The sequence below is a fragment of the Streptomyces sp. NPDC059582 genome (assembly GCF_042735715.1).
In the GTDB taxonomy this organism is placed as follows: Bacteria; Actinomycetota; Actinomycetes; order Streptomycetales; family Streptomycetaceae; genus Streptomyces.
In genome coordinates this window covers 418,905-435,228 of the sequence record NZ_JBHWCC010000001.1, presented here as the reverse complement: position 1 = coordinate 435,228, position 16,324 = coordinate 418,905, and the positions used below count along the sequence as shown (strand labels likewise).

At 71.5% G+C, this 16,324-nt stretch carries 18 protein-coding genes; 11 read left to right on the top strand and 7 right to left on the bottom strand.

Going from position 1 to position 16,324, the window contains the following annotated elements:
* Nucleotides 1-31 precede the first annotated feature (31 nt).
* A complete protein-coding gene (locus ACFV0T_RS01960; RefSeq protein WP_385773360.1) occupies nucleotides 32-1,363 on the top strand; it encodes an aminotransferase class I/II-fold pyridoxal phosphate-dependent enzyme in 1,332 nt (443 codons plus the stop codon).
* Nucleotides 1,364-1,506: 143 nt separating this feature from the next.
* The gene (locus tag ACFV0T_RS01955; RefSeq protein ID WP_385773358.1) at nucleotides 1,507-2,409 is read left to right on the top strand and encodes a LysR family transcriptional regulator; all 903 of its coding nucleotides are present in this window, start codon (nucleotides 1,507-1,509) and stop codon (nucleotides 2,407-2,409) included.
* A 6-nt stretch (nucleotides 2,410-2,415) separates the two neighbouring features.
* Here ACFV0T_RS01955 and ACFV0T_RS01950 read toward each other — a convergent pair whose 3' ends face one another.
* On the bottom strand, nucleotides 2,416-2,883 hold the full coding sequence (locus ACFV0T_RS01950; RefSeq protein WP_385773356.1) for a pyridoxamine 5'-phosphate oxidase family protein: 468 nt from the start codon (nucleotides 2,881-2,883) through the stop codon (nucleotides 2,416-2,418).
* 168 nt (nucleotides 2,884-3,051) lie between these two features.
* On the opposite strand from ACFV0T_RS01950, the gene ACFV0T_RS01945 reads away from it, so the two are divergent.
* Nucleotides 3,052-3,702, top strand: a complete 651-nt coding sequence (locus tag ACFV0T_RS01945) for a cysteine hydrolase (protein WP_385773354.1) — start codon at nucleotides 3,052-3,054, stop codon at nucleotides 3,700-3,702.
* Nucleotides 3,703-3,708: 6 nt separating this feature from the next.
* Here ACFV0T_RS01945 and ACFV0T_RS01940 read toward each other — a convergent pair whose 3' ends face one another.
* Nucleotides 3,709-4,146 (bottom strand): Rieske 2Fe-2S domain-containing protein, encoded by a 438-nt coding sequence (locus ACFV0T_RS01940; protein ID WP_385773352.1) that lies wholly within the window; start codon nucleotides 4,144-4,146, stop codon nucleotides 3,709-3,711.
* A 153-nt stretch (nucleotides 4,147-4,299) separates the two neighbouring features.
* Between ACFV0T_RS01940 and ACFV0T_RS01935 the strand changes: the two genes are divergently transcribed.
* The 7 genes from ACFV0T_RS01935 to ACFV0T_RS01905 all read left to right on the top strand — a co-directional run bounded on the left by ACFV0T_RS01935 (nucleotide 4,300) and on the right by ACFV0T_RS01905 (nucleotide 10,347).
* Complete coding sequence (locus ACFV0T_RS01935; RefSeq protein WP_385773350.1) at nucleotides 4,300-5,055, top strand: HipA family kinase; 756 nt, start codon at nucleotides 4,300-4,302, stop codon at nucleotides 5,053-5,055.
* Complete coding sequence (locus tag ACFV0T_RS01930) at nucleotides 5,052-5,435, top strand: DUF3037 domain-containing protein (RefSeq protein WP_385773348.1); 384 nt, start codon at nucleotides 5,052-5,054, stop codon at nucleotides 5,433-5,435. Before ACFV0T_RS01935 ends, ACFV0T_RS01930 begins: the two co-directional genes overlap by 4 nt.
* A 137-nt stretch (nucleotides 5,436-5,572) precedes the next feature.
* Entirely contained in the window at nucleotides 5,573-6,334 is a 762-nt protein-coding gene (fabG, locus tag ACFV0T_RS01925) for a 3-oxoacyl-ACP reductase FabG (RefSeq protein ID WP_385773346.1), read from the top strand.
* Nucleotides 6,335-6,345: 11 nt separating this feature from the next.
* Nucleotides 6,346-7,098: an SDR family oxidoreductase gene (locus ACFV0T_RS01920; RefSeq protein WP_385773344.1), complete on the top strand. Its 753-nt coding sequence runs from the start codon at nucleotides 6,346-6,348 to the stop codon at nucleotides 7,096-7,098.
* A gap of 239 nt (nucleotides 7,099-7,337) precedes the next feature.
* Nucleotides 7,338-8,918 carry an ABC transporter substrate-binding protein gene (locus tag ACFV0T_RS01915; protein WP_385773342.1) on the top strand — a complete coding sequence of 527 codons (1,581 nt, stop codon included), beginning with the start codon at nucleotides 7,338-7,340 and terminating at the stop codon, nucleotides 8,916-8,918.
* A gap of 81 nt (nucleotides 8,919-8,999) precedes the next feature.
* Nucleotides 9,000-9,683, top strand: coding sequence for a uracil-DNA glycosylase (ung, locus tag ACFV0T_RS01910; protein WP_385773340.1), 684 nt, complete (start codon nucleotides 9,000-9,002; stop codon nucleotides 9,681-9,683).
* A 124-nt stretch (nucleotides 9,684-9,807) separates the two neighbouring features.
* The gene (locus tag ACFV0T_RS01905) at nucleotides 9,808-10,347 is read left to right on the top strand and encodes a hypothetical protein (protein ID WP_385773338.1); all 540 of its coding nucleotides are present in this window, start codon (nucleotides 9,808-9,810) and stop codon (nucleotides 10,345-10,347) included.
* 140 nt (nucleotides 10,348-10,487) lie between these two features.
* On the opposite strand, the gene ACFV0T_RS01900 is transcribed toward ACFV0T_RS01905, so the two are convergent.
* Nucleotides 10,488-10,946, bottom strand: a complete 459-nt coding sequence (locus tag ACFV0T_RS01900) for a hypothetical protein (RefSeq protein ID WP_385773336.1) — start codon at nucleotides 10,944-10,946, stop codon at nucleotides 10,488-10,490.
* Between the two features lie 112 nt (nucleotides 10,947-11,058).
* Nucleotides 11,059-11,571 (bottom strand): DinB family protein, encoded by a 513-nt coding sequence (locus tag ACFV0T_RS01895; protein ID WP_385773334.1) that lies wholly within the window; start codon nucleotides 11,569-11,571, stop codon nucleotides 11,059-11,061.
* Between the two features lie 184 nt (nucleotides 11,572-11,755).
* Between ACFV0T_RS01895 and ACFV0T_RS01890 the strand changes: the two genes are divergently transcribed.
* Entirely contained in the window at nucleotides 11,756-12,667 is a 912-nt protein-coding gene (locus ACFV0T_RS01890; RefSeq protein ID WP_385773332.1) for a Gfo/Idh/MocA family protein, read from the top strand.
* On the opposite strand, the gene lnt is transcribed toward ACFV0T_RS01890, so the two are convergent.
* From lnt to ACFV0T_RS01875, 3 genes are all read right to left on the bottom strand, one after another.
* The gene (lnt, locus tag ACFV0T_RS01885; RefSeq protein ID WP_385773330.1) at nucleotides 12,585-14,159 is read right to left on the bottom strand and encodes an apolipoprotein N-acyltransferase; all 1,575 of its coding nucleotides are present in this window, start codon (nucleotides 14,157-14,159) and stop codon (nucleotides 12,585-12,587) included. The genes ACFV0T_RS01890 and lnt overlap by 83 nt on opposite strands.
* A 74-nt stretch (nucleotides 14,160-14,233) precedes the next feature.
* Nucleotides 14,234-14,749 carry a nuclear transport factor 2 family protein gene (locus ACFV0T_RS01880; RefSeq protein ID WP_385773328.1) on the bottom strand — a complete coding sequence of 172 codons (516 nt, stop codon included), beginning with the start codon at nucleotides 14,747-14,749 and terminating at the stop codon, nucleotides 14,234-14,236.
* Nucleotides 14,750-15,290: 541 nt separating this feature from the next.
* On the bottom strand, nucleotides 15,291-16,166 hold the full coding sequence (locus tag ACFV0T_RS01875; RefSeq protein ID WP_385773326.1) for a YhjD/YihY/BrkB family envelope integrity protein: 876 nt from the start codon (nucleotides 16,164-16,166) through the stop codon (nucleotides 15,291-15,293).
* Between the last annotated feature and the right edge of the window lie 158 nt (nucleotides 16,167-16,324).

Sequence of the window (16,324 nt, the reverse complement as noted above, 5' to 3'; positions counted from 1 at the left end):
CTCTCCATTGCACTAGTGCATAATCAACTTTGTGCTAGGAGAATATCCGATCCAGGGGCGGCGCGCAGCGGACATTTCGGCGAGCGTCGAACGCGCGGTGGGGGACGGTGAGCTGCGCCCCGGCCAACTGCTGCCGCCGATGAGGGAGTTGGCCGAGCAGCTCGGGGTGAACCCGAACACCGTCGCGGCCGCCTACCGCACCTTGCGCGAGCGCGGGGTCATCGAGACGTCCGGCCGGCGGGGCAGCCGGGTGCGGGCCAAGCCGGCCACGACGGGACGCGAACACTTCCGGGTGGAGGTGCCGGAGGACGTACGGGACCTGGCCGACGGCAACCCGGACCCGGCGCTGCTGCCGCCGCTCGCGCCCGCGTTCGCCTTGGCCGCCGAGCAGGCCGACCGGGAGCCGGTCCTGTACGGCGACGACCCGGTGGAGCCCGAGCTGGCGCGCGTCGCGCGGGCCGACCTGGACGCCGACGGGGTGCCGGACGGCGCGCTGGCCGTCACCTCCGGATCGCTGGACGCCGTGGAACGGGTCCTCGCCGCGCACCTCAAGCCCGGGGACACGGTCGCCGTCGAGGATCCCGGCTGGGGCAGTCTGCTCGACCTGGTTCCGGCGCTCGGCCTGCGGGTCGCGGCCGTCGGCGTCGACGACGACGGCCCGCTCCCGGACGCCGTGCGCCGGGCCCTGGAGTCCGGGGCACGCGCCCTGATCGTCACGGACCGGGCGCAGAATCCCACCGGCGCCGCGGTGAGCGCCACCCGCGCGCGGGCCCTGCGGGCGGTGCTCCGGGACCACCCCGACACCCTCCTGATCGAGGACGACCACGGCCACCGGATCGTCGGCCTCCCCCTGCACCCGCTCGCGGGCACCACCCGGAGCTGGGCCTTCATCCGCTCGGTCGCCAAGGCCTACGGCCCCGACCTGCGGCTCGCGGTGCTCACCGGGGACACCGTCACCCTCGACCGGGTCCACGGCCGGCAGCGGCTCGGGCCCGGCTGGGTCAGCCGGATCACCCAGCGGGCGGTGCTACGGCTGTGGACCGGCGCGGCGGTGGACACGGGGGAGGTCGCGGCGGCGTACGGGCGGCGGCGCGACGCGCTGATCGGCGCGCTCGCCGACCGGGGGATCGAGGCCTACGGCCGCAGCGGCATGAACGTCTGGGTCCCGGTCCCCGACGAGACCGGAGCCGTCGCCCGGCTGCTGCACGCCGGCTGGGCGGTCGCGCCCGGCGCGCGTTTCCGGATGAGCGCGCCCCCCGGCATCCGGATCACCGTCTCGACCCTGACCGCGGACGAGACCGAGCCCCTGGCGGACGCGGTGGCGGCCGCGACGGGCGCGGCTCCGGCCCGACGATACGTCTGAGGGCCACGGACCACTCCAGCCGGGGCCAGCCATGGGCGGTATCCCTCGGAGTACCGCGGTCGCGTCGGTTCGCAGCCGTCCCCCGCACCTGTACCTCGTAGGGCCAGCGTAATCACGGCCCAGAACCTCGTAGCATCGCTTACATGTTGAACCTGGAGCGGCTGCGTACCCTCGACGCCCTCGCCCGGCACGGCTCGGTCAGCGCGGCGGCCGAGGGGCTGCACGTCACCACGTCGGCCGTCTCGCAGCAGCTGGCCAAGCTGGAGCGGGAGGTCGGGCAGCAGCTCATGGCCAAGCACGGCCGGGGCGTACGGCTGACGGACGCGGGCCGGCTGCTCGCCGACCACGCGGCGCGCATCCTGTCCCAGGTGCAGCTCGCCCAGTCCGACCTGGAGGCGCAGCGCGGACAGGTCGTCGGCGAGCTCAGGCTGTCGGCGTTCCCGACCGCCGCCCGTGGACTGTTCCCCACCGCGCTCGCCGCACTGCGCGCCGAGCACCCGGCGCTGCGGCTGCGCTCCTGCGAGCTGGAACCCGAGGACGGGATCGCCGCCGTGGTGCGCGGCGACCTGGACCTCGCGGTGGTACTCGACTGGTACAACAAGCCGATCCCGCTGCCCGACGGCCTGGCGAAGGCGCCGATCCTCGACGACCCCGCCGACGTGGCCCTGCCGGCGGACCATCCGCTCGCCGGGCGCGACGAGGTGGACCTCGGGGAGTTCGCCGAGGACGAGTGGATCACCTGGGGAGAGGGCGAGTTCTGCCACGAGTGGCTGATGTACACCCTGCGCTCACGCGGCATCGAGCCCATCGTCGGCCACCGCGCCGGTGAGACGCACACCCAGCTGGGACTGGTCGCGGCCGGACTGGGAGTGTGCGTCGTGCCCCTGCTGGGCCGCGACCCGATGCCGCCCGGCGTCGTCACCGTCCCGCTCCGGCAGCGGGTGCGTCGGCACGTCTACGTCGTCTGGCGCGCCGACGCCGACCGCCGCCCGTCGATCCGCGCGGCGGTCGAGGCGCTGCGGGCGGCGGCGCGGCGCGTGGGCTGAACGCCTCTACGTGGTACCGAGCTTGCGGAAGTCCCACGACACGATCTTCTCGGGCGTCAGCCGCACCCAGGCGTGCCGGCCGTCGTGCGGCATCTCCTCCAGACGGAAGTTCTTGCGGGCGAACAGGGTCTCCGGGACGTCGAGTTCCGCGCGCAGCTCGCCGGTGCGCGGGCTCTCGCCCACGAAGTCCACGGCCCCGGACAGCTCGACCCCCCGCAGCTCGTCGTACTCCTCGCCCGTGTCGACCACGATCGCCACCCGGGGATCACGGCGCAGATCGGTCCAGCGCTTGCTGCGCACCACCGAGTACAGCCACATCGACGTGCCGTCCCACGCGAACCACAACGTGCTGACGTGCGGCGCGCCGTCGGCCGACACGGTGGCGACCCGGCAGGTGCGCTGGGTGGTGAGGAACTCGTCCAGTTCCCCGGGTGTCATCATGATCTTGCGGCCCCGGCGCTGAGTGACGGTCATGCGGCCCCCTCTTCTTTCCTCACGTCGTGTCAGAGGAGGCCGTTCCCGAGCGGGCGGATCCCCTGAGATTCTCTGACGTCACGTCAGAAAAGAATGGTTCGTCTTCCGTCCCCGCGCAATGGTGGCTAGTCTCGCCCGCCCCGACACCGTCGGCGACAAGGAAGAGCCATGCCGTCGTCAGAAGAGCTGTCCCGCCTCCTCGACCCCGTGAACACGGTGCTGCTGACCGTCGAATGCCAGCAGGGCGTCGTCGGCCCCGACAGCGCACTGCCCGAACTCGCCCGCGAGGCACGGTCGTCGGGCGCCCTGGCCAACGTCGCCCGGCTGGTCGCCGCCGCGCACGAGAGCGGGATCCAGGTGATCCACGCCGTCGCCGAGCGCCGTCCGGACGGCCGGGGCGCCAGTCGCAACGCCCGCCTCTTCCGCGTCGCCGAGCGGCTGCCCGTCCAGCAGCTGACCGGGACCACCGCGGTGCGCGTCGCACCCCCGATCGAGGTCGCCGAGAAGGACTTCGTCGTACGGCGTCTGCACGGCCTGTCCCCCCTTCAGGGCACCGATGTCGACGCGCTGTTGCGCAACCTCGGCTGTCGCACACTGATCGTCACCGGTGTCTCCGCCAACGTGGCCGTCCCCAACGCCGTCTTCGACGCGGTCAACCGCGGCTACACCGCCGTCGTGCCGACGGACGCCATCGCGGGGGTGCCCTCCGACTACACCTCCGCGATGATCCGCAACACGCTCGCCCTCGTGGCGACCCTCGCGACCACCGACGAGTTGCTCGGCTGCCTGCGGCGGCCACGGCGGGCCGGGCCCGGCTGACCGGACTCAGGCCAGCTTGATCTCCTCCCCGGACACGGTGATCTCGACGGCGGCCAGCGGGCTGGTCGCCGGGACGTGCTTCACGCTGCCGTCCTCGATGGAGAACTCACTGTGGTGACAGGGGCAGACGATCACGCCGTTCGCGATGCTCGTCACCGGACAGCCCTTGTGCGTGCACTTCGAGGAGAACGCCTTGAAGGTGCCCGCCGTCGGCTGTGTGACCACCACCGCCGGATCCGTGAAGATCTTGCCGCCGCCCTCCGGGATCTCCGAGGTCTTCGCGAGGACGGTGCCGGGGGCCGCCGCGGGGCCCGAGGTGTCCTTGTCCCCGGAGTCCCCCGACCCGCACGCGGTCAGCGCGACAGCGATCCCGGCCGCCCCGACCGTCGCCACGACGGTACGGCGGCTGGGGCCGGTGACGGGCTGAAGCGATTCGCTGGTCATCCTGACGTTCCCTTCCCTCGACTCCTCGATCCCTGGTGATCTGCACACCAGTACGGCCTGGGCGGACCGGCTGTTCAGATGTGCGCGTATCCACCGCGCGATACGGGAGCGGCCGACGTCCGCCGGCCGCGATCGCCCCAGTAACCTGGGGCGATGCTCAAGGAAGTCACCGCGACCCGCTACATCACGGCCCTGCGTGAGGGCGGCTCGCTGCCGGGGCTCGTCGAGGCCGACGACTTCGGGACGTACGTCATGAAGTTCACCGGCGCCGGACAGGGCCGCAAGACGCTCGTCGCCGAGGTCGTGTGCGGGGAACTCGCCCGCCGGCTCGGCTTCCGGGTGCCCGGTCTGGTCACGGTCGAGCTCGACCCGGTACTGGGACTCGGTGAACCCGACCAGGAGGTGCAGGAGCTGCTCAAGTCCAGCGGCGGCACCAACCTCGGCATGGACTTCCTCTCCGGCGCCCTCGGCTTCGACCCGCTCGCCTTCCGGGTGAGCCCCGAGGAGGCCGGCCGGATCGTCTGGTTCGACGCGCTCGTCAACAACGTCGACCGCTCCTGGCGCAACCCCAACCTGCTGATGTGGCGGGGCGAGCTGTGGCTCATCGACCACGGCGCCACCATGATCTGGCACCACAACTGGCGCGGCGCCGAAGCCTCCGCGGCCCGTCCGTACGACATGTCCGACCATGCGCTCAGGCCGTTCGCGCCGGATGTCGCCGCGGCCGCCGCCGAACTCGCGCCGCTGGTCACCGAGGAACTCCTGGCCGAGGTCACCGCCGGGATTCCGGACGTGTGGCTGACGGACGAGCCGGGCTTCGCCACGCCGGACGACCTCCGGCAGGCCTACGCGCGTCCGCTGCTCGCGCGCGCGGGACACGTCCACGAGCGCATCGAGGGGGTCCGGTGAGCGGGCGCAACGTCTTCGAGTACGCGGTGCTGCGGGTGGTGCCCAGGGTGGAGCGCGGCGAGTGCATCAACGCCGGCGTCCTCGTCTACTGCCGGGCCGAGTCCTTCGTCGGGGTGCGCACACACCTCGACGAGACCAGACTGCTGGCCCTCGACCCGGACGTGGACATGCCCGGGGTACGGGCCGCGCTGCGCGCGGTCGAGGGCGTGTGCGCCGGCGGCGAGGCGGCCGGGCAGGCGGCGCGCGACGACGCCGGCCGGCGCTTCCGCTGGCTGATCGCACCGCGTTCCACGGTCGTCCAGCCGGGCCCCGTGCACACCGGTCTGACCGCCGACGCGGCGGCCGAGCCGGAGCGGCTGCTCGACCTGCTGGTCAGGTAATGGATCACACGCGCGCGGTGTGCCGTTGACACCGGGTGCCATCGCTTCTAGCGTCACGTCTGCTGAAGGTACTAAGCGGTCGCTCACCGGAGGGGCGTACCGTGGGAGCCGCATCTCAAGCGCGAGGAGAACCAGCAATGTCCACCACTGAGCAGCGGGTCGCCGTCGTCACCGGCGCAGCGCGCGGCATCGGCGCCGCCACCGCCGTACGACTGGCCGCCGAAGGCCGCGCGGTCGCCGTGATCGACCTCGACGAGGCCGCCTGCAAGGACACCGTCGAGAAGATCACCGCCGCGGGCGGCAAGGCCGTCGCCATCGGCGCGGACGTCTCGGACGAGGCGCTGGTCGAGGCGGCGATCGCGCGCGTGGTCGAGGAGCTCGGCGCCCCGACCATTCTGGTCAACAACGCCGGCGTGCTCCGCGACAACCTGCTGTTCAAGATGACCGCCACCGACTGGGACACGGTCCTGAACGTGCACCTGCGCGGCTCGTTCCTGATGACCAAGGCCGTCCAGAAGCACATGGTGGACGCGGGCTTCGGCCGGATCGTCAACCTCTCCTCGTCCTCCGCCCTCGGCAACCGCGGCCAGGCCAACTACTCCGCCGCCAAGGCCGGTCTCCAGGGCTTCACCAAGACCCTGGCCATCGAGCTCGGCAGGTTCGGCGTCACGGCCAACGCCGTCGCCCCCGGCTTCATCGCGACCGAGATGACCAAGGCCACCGCCGACCGGGTCAAGATGGGCTTCGAGGAGTTCAAGGCCGCGGCCGCCACCCAGATCCCGGTGCAGCGCGTCGGCGAGCCCGAGGACATCGCCAACGCCATCGCCTTCTTCACCAGCGAGGGCGCCGGCTTCGTCTCCGGCCAGGTGCTGTACGTCGCCGGCGGACCGCTCGACTAAGGATCACGGACATGACTGAACTCTCCGGCAAGGTCGCCCTGGTCACGGGCGCCAGCCGCGGCATCGGCTACGGCGTCGCCGAGGCGCTCGTCGCCCGCGGGGACCGGGTCTGCATCACCGGCCGCAACGAGGAAGCCCTCAAGGAGGCCGTCGAGAAGCTCGGCGCCGACCGGGTCATCGGCGTCGCCGGCAAGGCCCACGACCTGGACCATCAGGCCGTCGTCGTCGACCGCACCATGGAGGCCTTCGGCCGCGTCGACTTCCTGGTCAACAACGCCGGTACGAACCCGGTGTTCGGGCCGATCGCCGACCTCGACCTGGACGTCGCGCGCAAGGTCTTCGAGACCAACGTGATCTCGGCGCTCGGCTTCGCCCAGCGCACCTGGCACGCCTGGCAGAAGGACAACGGCGGCGCGATCGTCAACATCGCCTCCGTCGCGGGCCTCTCGGCCTCGCCCTTCATCGGCGCCTACGGCATCAGCAAGGCCGCGATGATCAACCTGACCCAGCAGCTTGCGCACGAGTACGCGCCGAAGGTCCGGGTCAACGCGATCGCCCCGGCCGTCGTGAAGACCAAGTTCGCGCAGGCCCTGTACGAGGGCCGGGAGGCGGAGGCGGCCGCGTCGTACCCGCTGGGCCGGCTCGGTGTGCCCTCGGACATCGGCGGCGCCGCCGCGTTCCTGACGTCGACGCAGTCCGACTGGATCACCGGTCAGACCCTCGTCGTCGACGGCGGCATCTTCCTCAACGCCGGCGTCGGCTGAGTCGCGCGAACCCGACACGGGCGCTGTTTCCCCCTTGACGGATCCATGCGGATCCATGCGGATCCTTACGGATTCCGAGGGAGAACGGCGCCCGTTTCGTCGTACAAGGGACCATGCACAAGCATGACAACGTCGTCATTCACGAGTCGATCTCGAGCACCGTGCGAAGCAGGTTCAACTCCCGTGACACTGCGGTATGGTCTGCCGACCCTTGGTATGGCAGATCGAGGAGCGTGCGCGTGTTCAACCGGAAGCGAAGCCCGCGGCGAGCGGCGGCGATCGCGTCCATATCCCTGGTGGCTGGATGCGGCTACTTCTCGGACAGCGGCGCGGACAGCCAGGGACCGATCGTCGTGGGGACGACCAGCGCCCCCAGCACGCTGGATCCCGCCGCCTCGTGGGACGGCTCCTGGGAGCTGTTCCGCAACATCTACCAGACGCTGCTGGCCTACCCGAACGGCGCGACGACGCCGCAGCCGGACGCGGCCGAGAGCTGTGGGTTCACCGACGACTCCAACCGCACGTACCGCTGCAAGCTGCGTGCGGACATGAAGTTCTCCGACGGCGACACGCTCGACGCGAAGGCGGTCAAGCACTCGATCGACCGGATCAAGAAGATCAACGCGCCCACGGGTCCGGCGGGTCTGCTGGGCAGCCTGGACCAGGTGGAGACGGTCGGCGACCGCGAGATCGTGTTCCATCTCAACCAGCCCGACGCGACCTTCCCCTTCGTCCTCGCCACCCCGGCCATGTCCATCGTCGACCCCGCCGAATACCCGGCGAACTCCCTCCGCAAGGACGGCAAGGTCGACGGATCCGGGCCCTACCGGCTCCGGTCGTACGACGAGGGCAAGCAGGCCCAGCTCGTCTCCAACGGCGACTACAAGGGCTTCGCCGAGCGCAAGAACGACGCGGTGACGATCCGTTACTTCCAGGACTCGTCCGCCATGGTGAAGGCCCTGCGCGACCAGCAGATCCACGTCACCTACCGCGGTCTCGCCGCCGGCGACATCATCGCCCTCGAGAAGAACGGCACCGGGGAGGACCTCCAGCTGGTCGAGGGCACGGGTACCGACATCAGCTATCTGGTGTTCAACCCGAAGGATCCCTGGGCGGGCAAGACCGCCGTGCGCAAGGCCATCGCACAGGTCGTCGACCGGGGTGCGATCACGCACAAGATCTACAAGGACACGGTCGACCCGCTGTACTCCATGGTCCCCAAGGGTCTGACCGGCCACACCACAGGGTTCTTCGACGACTTCGGCGACCCGGACACCACCAAGGCCCGCAAGTTCCTCACCGACGCGGGCATCACCGAGCCCGTCCCGCTCACCCTCTGGTACACCAGCGACCGCTACGGTTCCGAGACGGCCCTCCAGTTCGCGGAGATCAAGCGCCAGCTGGATGCCTCGGGCCTGTTCACGATCACGCTGAAGGACCGGCCCTGGAAGACCTACGTCGACGGCTACCAGAAGGGCGAGTACCCGGTGTTCGGGCGCGGCTGGTTCCCTGACTTCCCCGACGCGGACAACTTCATCGCACCGTTCGTGGGTGAGCGCAACGCCCTCGGTACGCCCTACCAGGCGAAGAAGATCACCCAGGAACTGCTGCCCCACTCCCGCGGGGAGAGCGACCGCGCCAACGTGGTGCGGGACTTCGAGGACGCCCAGCAGATCCTCGTCGACGACGCGCGGCTGCTGCCGCTGTGGCAGGGCAAGCAGTACGTGGCCGCGAGCGTGGACATCTCGGGCGGAGAGCGCGCGCTGGACCCGTCGACGATCATGATGATGTGGGAGCTGTCGCGCAAGACCAACTGGTAGTTCCGTCCGCGGGGCCGAGTGTCAGTGGTCGCCTGTAGGTTCTGAGGCCTGGAAGCGACCGCACGACATAAGGACGTTGACGTGACCGACACCGCCATGCTGCCCGAGTCCTGGCGCGGGGTGCTGGGCGACGAACTTCAGCAGCCCTACTTCAAGGAGCTGACGGAGTTCGTCGAGGAGGAGCGAGCGAAGGGTCCCGTCTACCCTCCGCGCGAGGAGGTCTTCGCCGCCCTCGACGCCACGCCGTACGACCAGGTCAAGGTGCTGGTCCTCGGGCAGGATCCGTACCACGGCGAGGGCCAGGGTCATGGTCTGTGCTTCTCCGTCCGCCCCGGTGTGAAGATCCCGCCGTCCCTGCGCAACATCTACAAGGAGATGCACGAGGAGCTGGGCACGCCGATCCCGGACAACGGCTATCTCATGCCGTGGGCCCAGCAGGGCGTGCTGCTGCTCAACGCGGTGCTGACCGTCCGCTCCGGCGAGGCGAACTCGCACAAGGGCAAGGGCTGGGAGAAGTTCACGGACGCGGTGATCCGCGCGGTGGCCGACCGGCCCGACCCGGCGGTCTTCGTCCTGTGGGGGAACTACGCGCAGAAGAAGCTCCCGCTGATCGACGAGACCCGGCACGTGGTGGTCAAGGGCGCGCACCCCTCGCCCCTGTCGGCCAAGAAGTTCTTCGGGTCCCGTCCGTTCACGCAGATCGACGAGGCGGTGGCACGCCAGGGCCACGAGCCGATCGACTGGACCGTCCCGAACCTGGGCTGACCGCCGCCGGGCCGGTCCCTTCACCGGCCGGCCCGGTGCCGCCTGCCCCGGATCGCCGGTGCCTGCCGTTAGCGTCGGTCGGGAGGGACCGGCGAGGACGGCCGACGAGCACGCGGAGGACGCGGTGGCGGAACAACAGGAACAGACGGCGTCCGATGCCGTACTGACGCGGATCGGGCAGGTCGTGATGCTGCATCACGGGGGAGACCGCGAGGAGGCCCGCCGTCGCCTGCTGGACCTGTGGACGGAGATCGGCGCGCACGGCGACCCGCTGCACCGCTGCACCCTGGCCCACTACCTCGCCGACACCCAGGACGAACCCGACGACGAACTCGCGTGGGATCTGCGGGCGTTGACCGCCGCCGAGGAACTCACGGAGGAACGGTTCACCGGGCGCCGGGACGACGCCGAAGGTGAGGGGGCGGTCGCCGTACGGGCGCTGTATCCGTCGCTGCACCTGAACCTCGCGGCGGACTACGTGAAGCTCGGCCGCTCCGACGCCGCCCGCAGCCATGTCCGCCGGGCCCGCGGGGCCGCGGGCGTCCTGGGCGACGACACCTACGGGGACGGGGTCCGGGCTGCGATCAGCCGGATGGAACTGCGGCTGGGCGAAGAGGACGACACCGACGAGGGGAACTGGGCACCACCACGGCAGCGGCCCTGAGGGGTCGGGGGTGTGAGGGCGGGGGTGCGATGGCGGACCTTGAGGCGTCCGGGCGCGTCAGGGCGGGGGCCCGCCCCTGAGGAGTCCGGGGGCCCGCCGCGGCGGCGTTCTCGCAGGGACCGGCGCCGTCCCGTCGCGACTCAACGTCCGTACGCCTGATCGCAGATCACCGCCTCGGGGCTGTCCCCCCGCCAGCCGCCGTACTTCTTGCCGAGCGCACACACGTCCGTGTTCCTGCGCACCGGCTCGGACAGGTCCGGGATCGCGGCGTGCGGCCGCGGAGAGCGCCGGGCCTCCGGATGCGGCGGCCGGAGGCGGTCGTGCGGTGCCGGTGCCTGCGCGGCCGGTGCCGCGTGCCGCCGCGCCGGGGCCGTCGGTGCGGCGGGCCGGGACGGCCCCACGAGCTCCAGCGCCTCCCGCGCCGGCGCCTGCACGACCTGTGGCTCGGCCTCGCCGTCCGGCCGGGGCACGGGCGCCGGTGCGGGCGCCGCCGGAGCAGTAGGCCCGGCCGCGGGCGGGCGCTGGACCGTCACACAGCCGGTGAGGGCCGAGACGGCCACGGAGACCAGGAGCGTTGCGGTGGTCGTCGTTCGATGCACCCGCGCAACTTTGATGGCTCGGCCCCCGTCAGGCACGGTGGACGAGCGGAGGTTGCCCCACACGGGTGATCTCGCACCCCGTACGAGGGGTTCGCGCTCGCCGCGGCTGACGTCAGTCGCCCGTGACGCCGTCGATGCGCTCGCGGATCAGGTCGGCGTGGCCGTTGTGACGCGCGTACTCCTCGATCATGTGCGTGTAGATCCAACGGAGGCTGAACGGCTTCTCGGTGAACCTGCTCCGCCCCTCGGAGAGGTCGTCGAGGCCGAAGCCGGCCGCGTTGCGCCGGGCGATCCCGATCTCCGCCTGCCAGCTGCCGTACGCCTCCTGCCAGGTGTCCGCGGCGGTCAGGTGGAACTCGCCGTCCCGGTCCTCGTCGCTGTAGTAGAGCGGGCCGGGGTCGTCGCCCGTCAACACCTTACGGAACCAGCTGCGTTCCACCTCCGCCATGTGCCGCACGAGACCCATCAGTGACAGCTCCGACGGCTGCACGGACGCGGTCCTGAGCTGTTCGTCGGTCAGGCCCTGGCACTTGTGGGCGAGCGTCTGCCGGTGGTAGTCCAACCAGCCTTCGAGCATGGTGCGTTCGTCGGCGTTCTGGGCGGGTTCGCTGCGCTCGGTCGTCATGCTCGCATCCTGGCCCACCGCAGCCTGTCCCACCAGGGGACTTCAGTCGCCGCCCGGTCCTTGGAGCGGCTCCCCCCGCGGCGGGACCTCGCGCGCCGCTTCGGCGGCACCGCCGGCCGGCGGCCGCCGGGGCGCCCGTATGCTGCCGTGGAGGCAGGCGTGGACAAGCAGTGAAGGAGCCCCCGTGAAGGTCGGCTGCATCGGACTCGGCGACATCGCGCAGAAGGCGTATCTGCCGGTGCTCGGGGTCCAGCCGGGGGTCGAACTGCACCTGCAGACCCGGACCCCCGCCACTCTCGACCGGGTCGCCGACAGCCTGCGTCTGCCCGACGCCCAGCGCCACCGGGACCTCGATTCCCTGCTGGCCCAGGGACTCGACGCGGCGTTCGTGCACGCGCCCACCGTCGTGCACCCCGAGATCGTCACCCGGCTGTTGGAGGCGGGCGTACCGACCTACGTCGACAAGCCGCTCGCCTACGAACTCGCCGACTCCGAACGGCTCGTGGCGCTCGCCGAGGAGCGTGGCGTGTCACTCGCCGTCGGCTTCAACCGGCGCCACGCACCCGGCTACGCGCAGTGCGTCGAGCATCCGCGCGAACTCATCCTGATGCAGAAGAACCGCGTCGGGCTGCCGGAGGAGCCGCGCACGATGATCCTCGACGACTTCATCCATGTCGTGGACACCCTGCGCTTCCTGGTGCCGGGAGCGGTCGACGACGTGAGCGTGCGCGCCCGGGTCCGCGACGGCCTGCTGCACCACGTCGTGCTCCAGCTCGCCGGGGACGGTTTCACCGCGCTGGGCGTCATGAACCGGCTCAGCGGCTCCGCCGAGGAGATCCTGGAGGTCTCCGGCCAGGACACCAAACGCCAGGTGATCAACCTCGCCGAGACGGTCGACCACAAAGGCCAGCCCACGGTGCGCCGACGCGGCGACTGGGTTCCGGTGGCCCGGCAGCGCGGCATCGAGCAGGCCGTCCTGGCCTTCCTCGACGCCGTGCGCGCGGGCACGGTGCTCAGCGCCCGGGACGCACTGGCGACTCATGAGCTGTGCGAGCGCGTGGTACGCGCGGTGCGGGAGAGCCCCGGCGCAGTCTGACCGCTCGCGCGCCCTCCGTCAGACACAGCGCCGCGAGCACCAGCAGCGCCACCTGCGCCGGCCAGTCCCCGAACCGGACGTACGGGGTGACACCCGTGGCCAGCGGTACGTCGTACACCTGCGAGGCGCTCGCGCCCGTGCCCAGCCACGGCCCGGTCCGTTCCCCGCTCGGGCCGTACACGGCGGAGACCCCGGTCAGCGTGGCGTGCGCCATCGGGCGGCCGGTCTCCGCGGCCCGTAGCGCGGCCAGCGAGGCGTGCTGCTCCGGGGCCCAGCTCTGCTGGAAGGACGACGTCGACGACTGGCCGACCAGTACGACGGCGCCGTCCTCGGCGAGATGGCGGGTCATGTCGGGGAACGCGGTCTCGAAGCACACCATCGGGCCCACGCGCAGCCCGTGCCCGGCGTTCATCACCACCTGCCCGGTGCCGCGCCTGCGGTCCTCGCCCGCCGCCTCGCCGACCGAGGTCGCCCAGCCGAGCAGCGAGCGGGCCGGGACGTACTCACCGAAGGGGACCAGTCGCATCTTGTCGTAGCGGTCGCCGGTCGGGCCCTCCGGGCCCAGCAGGATCGAGCTCTTGTAGATGCCGGGACGGTCGGAGCGGCGGGCGTCCACGTTGACCAGGATGTCGGCGCCGGTCTGCCGGGAGAGCGCGGCGATCCGCCGCGCCAGGTCGGGCCGTTCGCCCAGATCGAAGCCGACGCTGCTCTCGCCCCAGACGATCAGGTCGACGTCCCGCCCGACCAGTTCACGCGTCAGCTGTTCCTCCCGGGCGAAGCGGCGCTCGACGCTGTCGGGGCCCTCGACCACCCCGGGCTGGACGACGGCTATCCGCGCCCGGCCGTCGACATCGGGGCGCGGCGACCACACCCAGGCCGCCGAGGTGGCCGCGGCGGTCGCGACGAGACCGGCCACGGCCGGCATCCGCGACTCCCGCACCGAGGCGAGCACGGCGAACGCGACGTTCACGGCCACCACCAGGAAGCTGAGCAGCCACACTCCGCCGACCGACGCCAGTCGCAGCGCCGGCTCCACCTGCCACTGGGTGGCGCCGAGCGTGCCCCAGGGCCCGCCCAGACCCTGCCAGGAACGCACCAGTTCGATCGCCAGCCACCCCGAGGGCAGGACGCCCAGGGCGGCCACGACCCGGATCCGGGACGGCACCCCGGCCAGGAAGCGGCGCACCAGCCAGGCCCACGGCGCCCACAGCGCACCCAGCAGCCCCGCTATGACGAGCGTGAACACATGCAGGTTCGGCAGCAGCCAGTGGTGCATGCCCAGCATGAACCCGAAGCCGCCGGCCCAGCCGTCGTACGCCGCGCGCCGTCCGCTCGGCGCGGAGCGCGCCAGCAGGATCAACGGCACCAGGGCGACGTAGGCGAACCACCACAGGGAGGGCGCGGGGAACGCCGGCACGGGCAGGGCACCCGCCAGTGCCGCGAGCGTCGTACGACGCCACGGGGAGGCGAGCCAGTGTTCGAGCGTCCTCATACCGAGCCTCCCTACCCGGGACGGGTGCTCCCAGTCTGCGCGTCGGGTGAGGAAGTACGACAGAGGGCCTCGGCTCAGTCGGCCACCGGGTCCGCCACGGGATCGGCCACGGGGTCGAACCGGCGGTCCGGCAGGCGGCGCCACTTCTCCTCGACCACCACCTCGCGCAGCCGCCAGCCGTCGTGCGTCCGCAGCATGGCGAAGGAGTAGCGGCCGCCGCACACGAAGTCCGGCGGCCCGGCTGCCGGTTCGCCGTCGGGACCGGCGAAGCGCATGGGGTTGACGTAGTCGGCCTGAACACGGGCCGTGTCCCCGGTGTCCTGCTCCAGGACCCCGAAACGCACCCGTCGGTTGACGATCAGATGCTGACGCATGGAGAACAGCCGCATGCTGTCCGCGAGCCAGGTGGTGACCTGCCCGACGTCACCCTCGATGCCGCCGGCCGAGCGGTAGTCCGCGCGCCCGTCCGGGGTGAACAGCCCCCGGTACGCCGCCCAGTCGCCGTCGTCCACCGCGACCGCGTAGTCGGTGACCAGTCCGTCCACGGCCAGCCGGTCCATCACCGTCGCGAGCTCCACACGCTGCGTCATCGGCTCAGTGTTGGGCATGGGACGGGCCGCGCCAAGGGGCGTGCGGCGATATTCGGCGGACCTGGACCGTCGCACCCCGGCGCCCGTCGAGCCAGGAGGGCCGTGGCAGCGCGGTGTCGTGGTGACGGCGGCCGAGGAGGAAGCACCGTGCGCGTCCGGTGCCGGGCCGGTGAGCGGGCGCCGGTACGCGTACCGGGTACGCGGGCGCGGACGCGGCGGGGCGGTCCTGTGGATCGGGGGCCGGGGTGACGAACCCGACCAGGTGTTCGCCCCGACAAAGGCGACCGTCGGCCCGTGCCGGTGCACGTGACGGGCCGGCAGATCCGGGCGGGTGCGCGCCGGCACGGGTGGCGACCCGCCGCCGTGGAGTCCGGCAGGTTCGAACTGGTCCATGTCCCCGAACTGGTCCGTCTCCCCGAACCGGTCCGTGTCCGGCACCGGCTGGACGATCCGATCCGCCGGAGGGTCCCGCCGGGCGACGTGCCGGCGATTGCGGGGTGACGCGGAACTGCGGCCGCCCGCGTGACGGCCGCTGGGTCCGCTACGTCTTCTTCGGGCCCTTGGGCCGATGGTGGGAGGCCCGTTCTCGTGCGGTGCGCCAACGCAAACGGGCCTGTTCGACCACGGTGTCCCACTGACGGCGGACCTCGTTGTCCGAGGGGCGGTGACCCTGCCGGATCCGGGCGAGTTCGTCACGTACCTCTCGACCCAGGGCCGCCGACGCGACGATGACCAACATGGCTCCGAAGAGGGCCGAGATCGTCGCGAAGACGGCGCCGACCGCTCCGTAGCGTGCGGCGTAGGTGTTGAAGAGGCGCGGCAGATAGACGGTCGCGCCGAGCGAGTAGAGCGCCGTCAGGACGGCCGCGGTGACCCCGAAGGGGAACAGGTCCGCCCAGTCGATCCGCTTCGCGGACAGGAGTCGGCCGCTCCAGACGAGGAAGGCGCAGGTCAGCGGGACGTCGAGCACCAACGCCAGCGGCGCCAGCGGGCTTCCGCCCAGAATCGCGTGGACCCACCCCGTCACCGTCGAGTAGACGGCCAGAGCGACGATCCACCACAGCCCGTTGCGGGTGTTGCGCACGCTGAGCGGCTTCAGCTGCCACGTCTGTTCGAACAGCCGCTGTGCGGCACGCGCGAGGCTCAGTACGGAGATCGTCAGGAACAGGATCCCGAAGACACCGACGCTCGCACTTGTCTCCTCGGCGGGGGAGAAGAGCGCTGTGACCGCGTCGGCGCCCGCCCCGGTGAGGCCGTAGCGGCTGATGATGCGCTCCCCGGGGTCGTAGGCCGTGACGCTGCTCAGCACGGCGCTGCTGAGGATCGCGAGCGGGATGAGCGCGGTGAGCGCGGTGGAGGCCAGGGCCATCGAGCGGTCGAAGCCCACGATCTTCTGGAACCGGTTGATGACACGCAATGCGAAGGAAGGACGCAGCCAGAACGTCAGGGTCCTGACGACGCGCTCGCGATTGATCTCCGCTGTCCTGCCCTCCGGGAAGATCGGGACCTTTGTGGCGATGCGACCCTAACGGACGGCCGGGCGGGCGAGGCGGGACGACACGGCGCGGGACGGCA

What these genes read in the sequence shown, in the direction of transcription:
- lnt (WP_385773330.1), bottom strand. Translation starts at nt 14,159, where the DNA reads ATGAGGACGCTCGAACACTGGCTCGCCTCCCCGTGGCGTCGTACGACG.
- ACFV0T_RS01895 (WP_385773334.1), bottom strand. Translation starts at nt 11,571, where the DNA reads ATGACGACCGAGCGCAGCGAACCCGCCCAGAACGCCGACGAACGCACC.
- ACFV0T_RS01945 (WP_385773354.1), top strand. Translation starts at nt 3,052, where the DNA reads ATGCCGTCGTCAGAAGAGCTGTCCCGCCTCCTCGACCCCGTGAACACG.
- ACFV0T_RS01935 (WP_385773350.1), top strand. Translation starts at nt 4,300, where the DNA reads ATGCTCAAGGAAGTCACCGCGACCCGCTACATCACGGCCCTGCGTGAG.
- ACFV0T_RS01950 (WP_385773356.1), bottom strand. Translation starts at nt 2,883, where the DNA reads ATGACCGTCACTCAGCGCCGGGGCCGCAAGATCATGATGACACCCGGG.
- ACFV0T_RS01955 (WP_385773358.1), top strand. Translation starts at nt 1,507, where the DNA reads ATGTTGAACCTGGAGCGGCTGCGTACCCTCGACGCCCTCGCCCGGCAC.
- ACFV0T_RS01880 (WP_385773328.1), bottom strand. Translation starts at nt 14,749, where the DNA reads ATGACGCAGCGTGTGGAGCTCGCGACGGTGATGGACCGGCTGGCCGTG.
- fabG (WP_385773346.1), top strand. Translation starts at nt 5,573, where the DNA reads ATGTCCACCACTGAGCAGCGGGTCGCCGTCGTCACCGGCGCAGCGCGC.
- ACFV0T_RS01940 (WP_385773352.1), bottom strand. Translation starts at nt 4,146, where the DNA reads ATGACCAGCGAATCGCTTCAGCCCGTCACCGGCCCCAGCCGCCGTACC.
- ACFV0T_RS01920 (WP_385773344.1), top strand. Translation starts at nt 6,346, where the DNA reads ATGACTGAACTCTCCGGCAAGGTCGCCCTGGTCACGGGCGCCAGCCGC.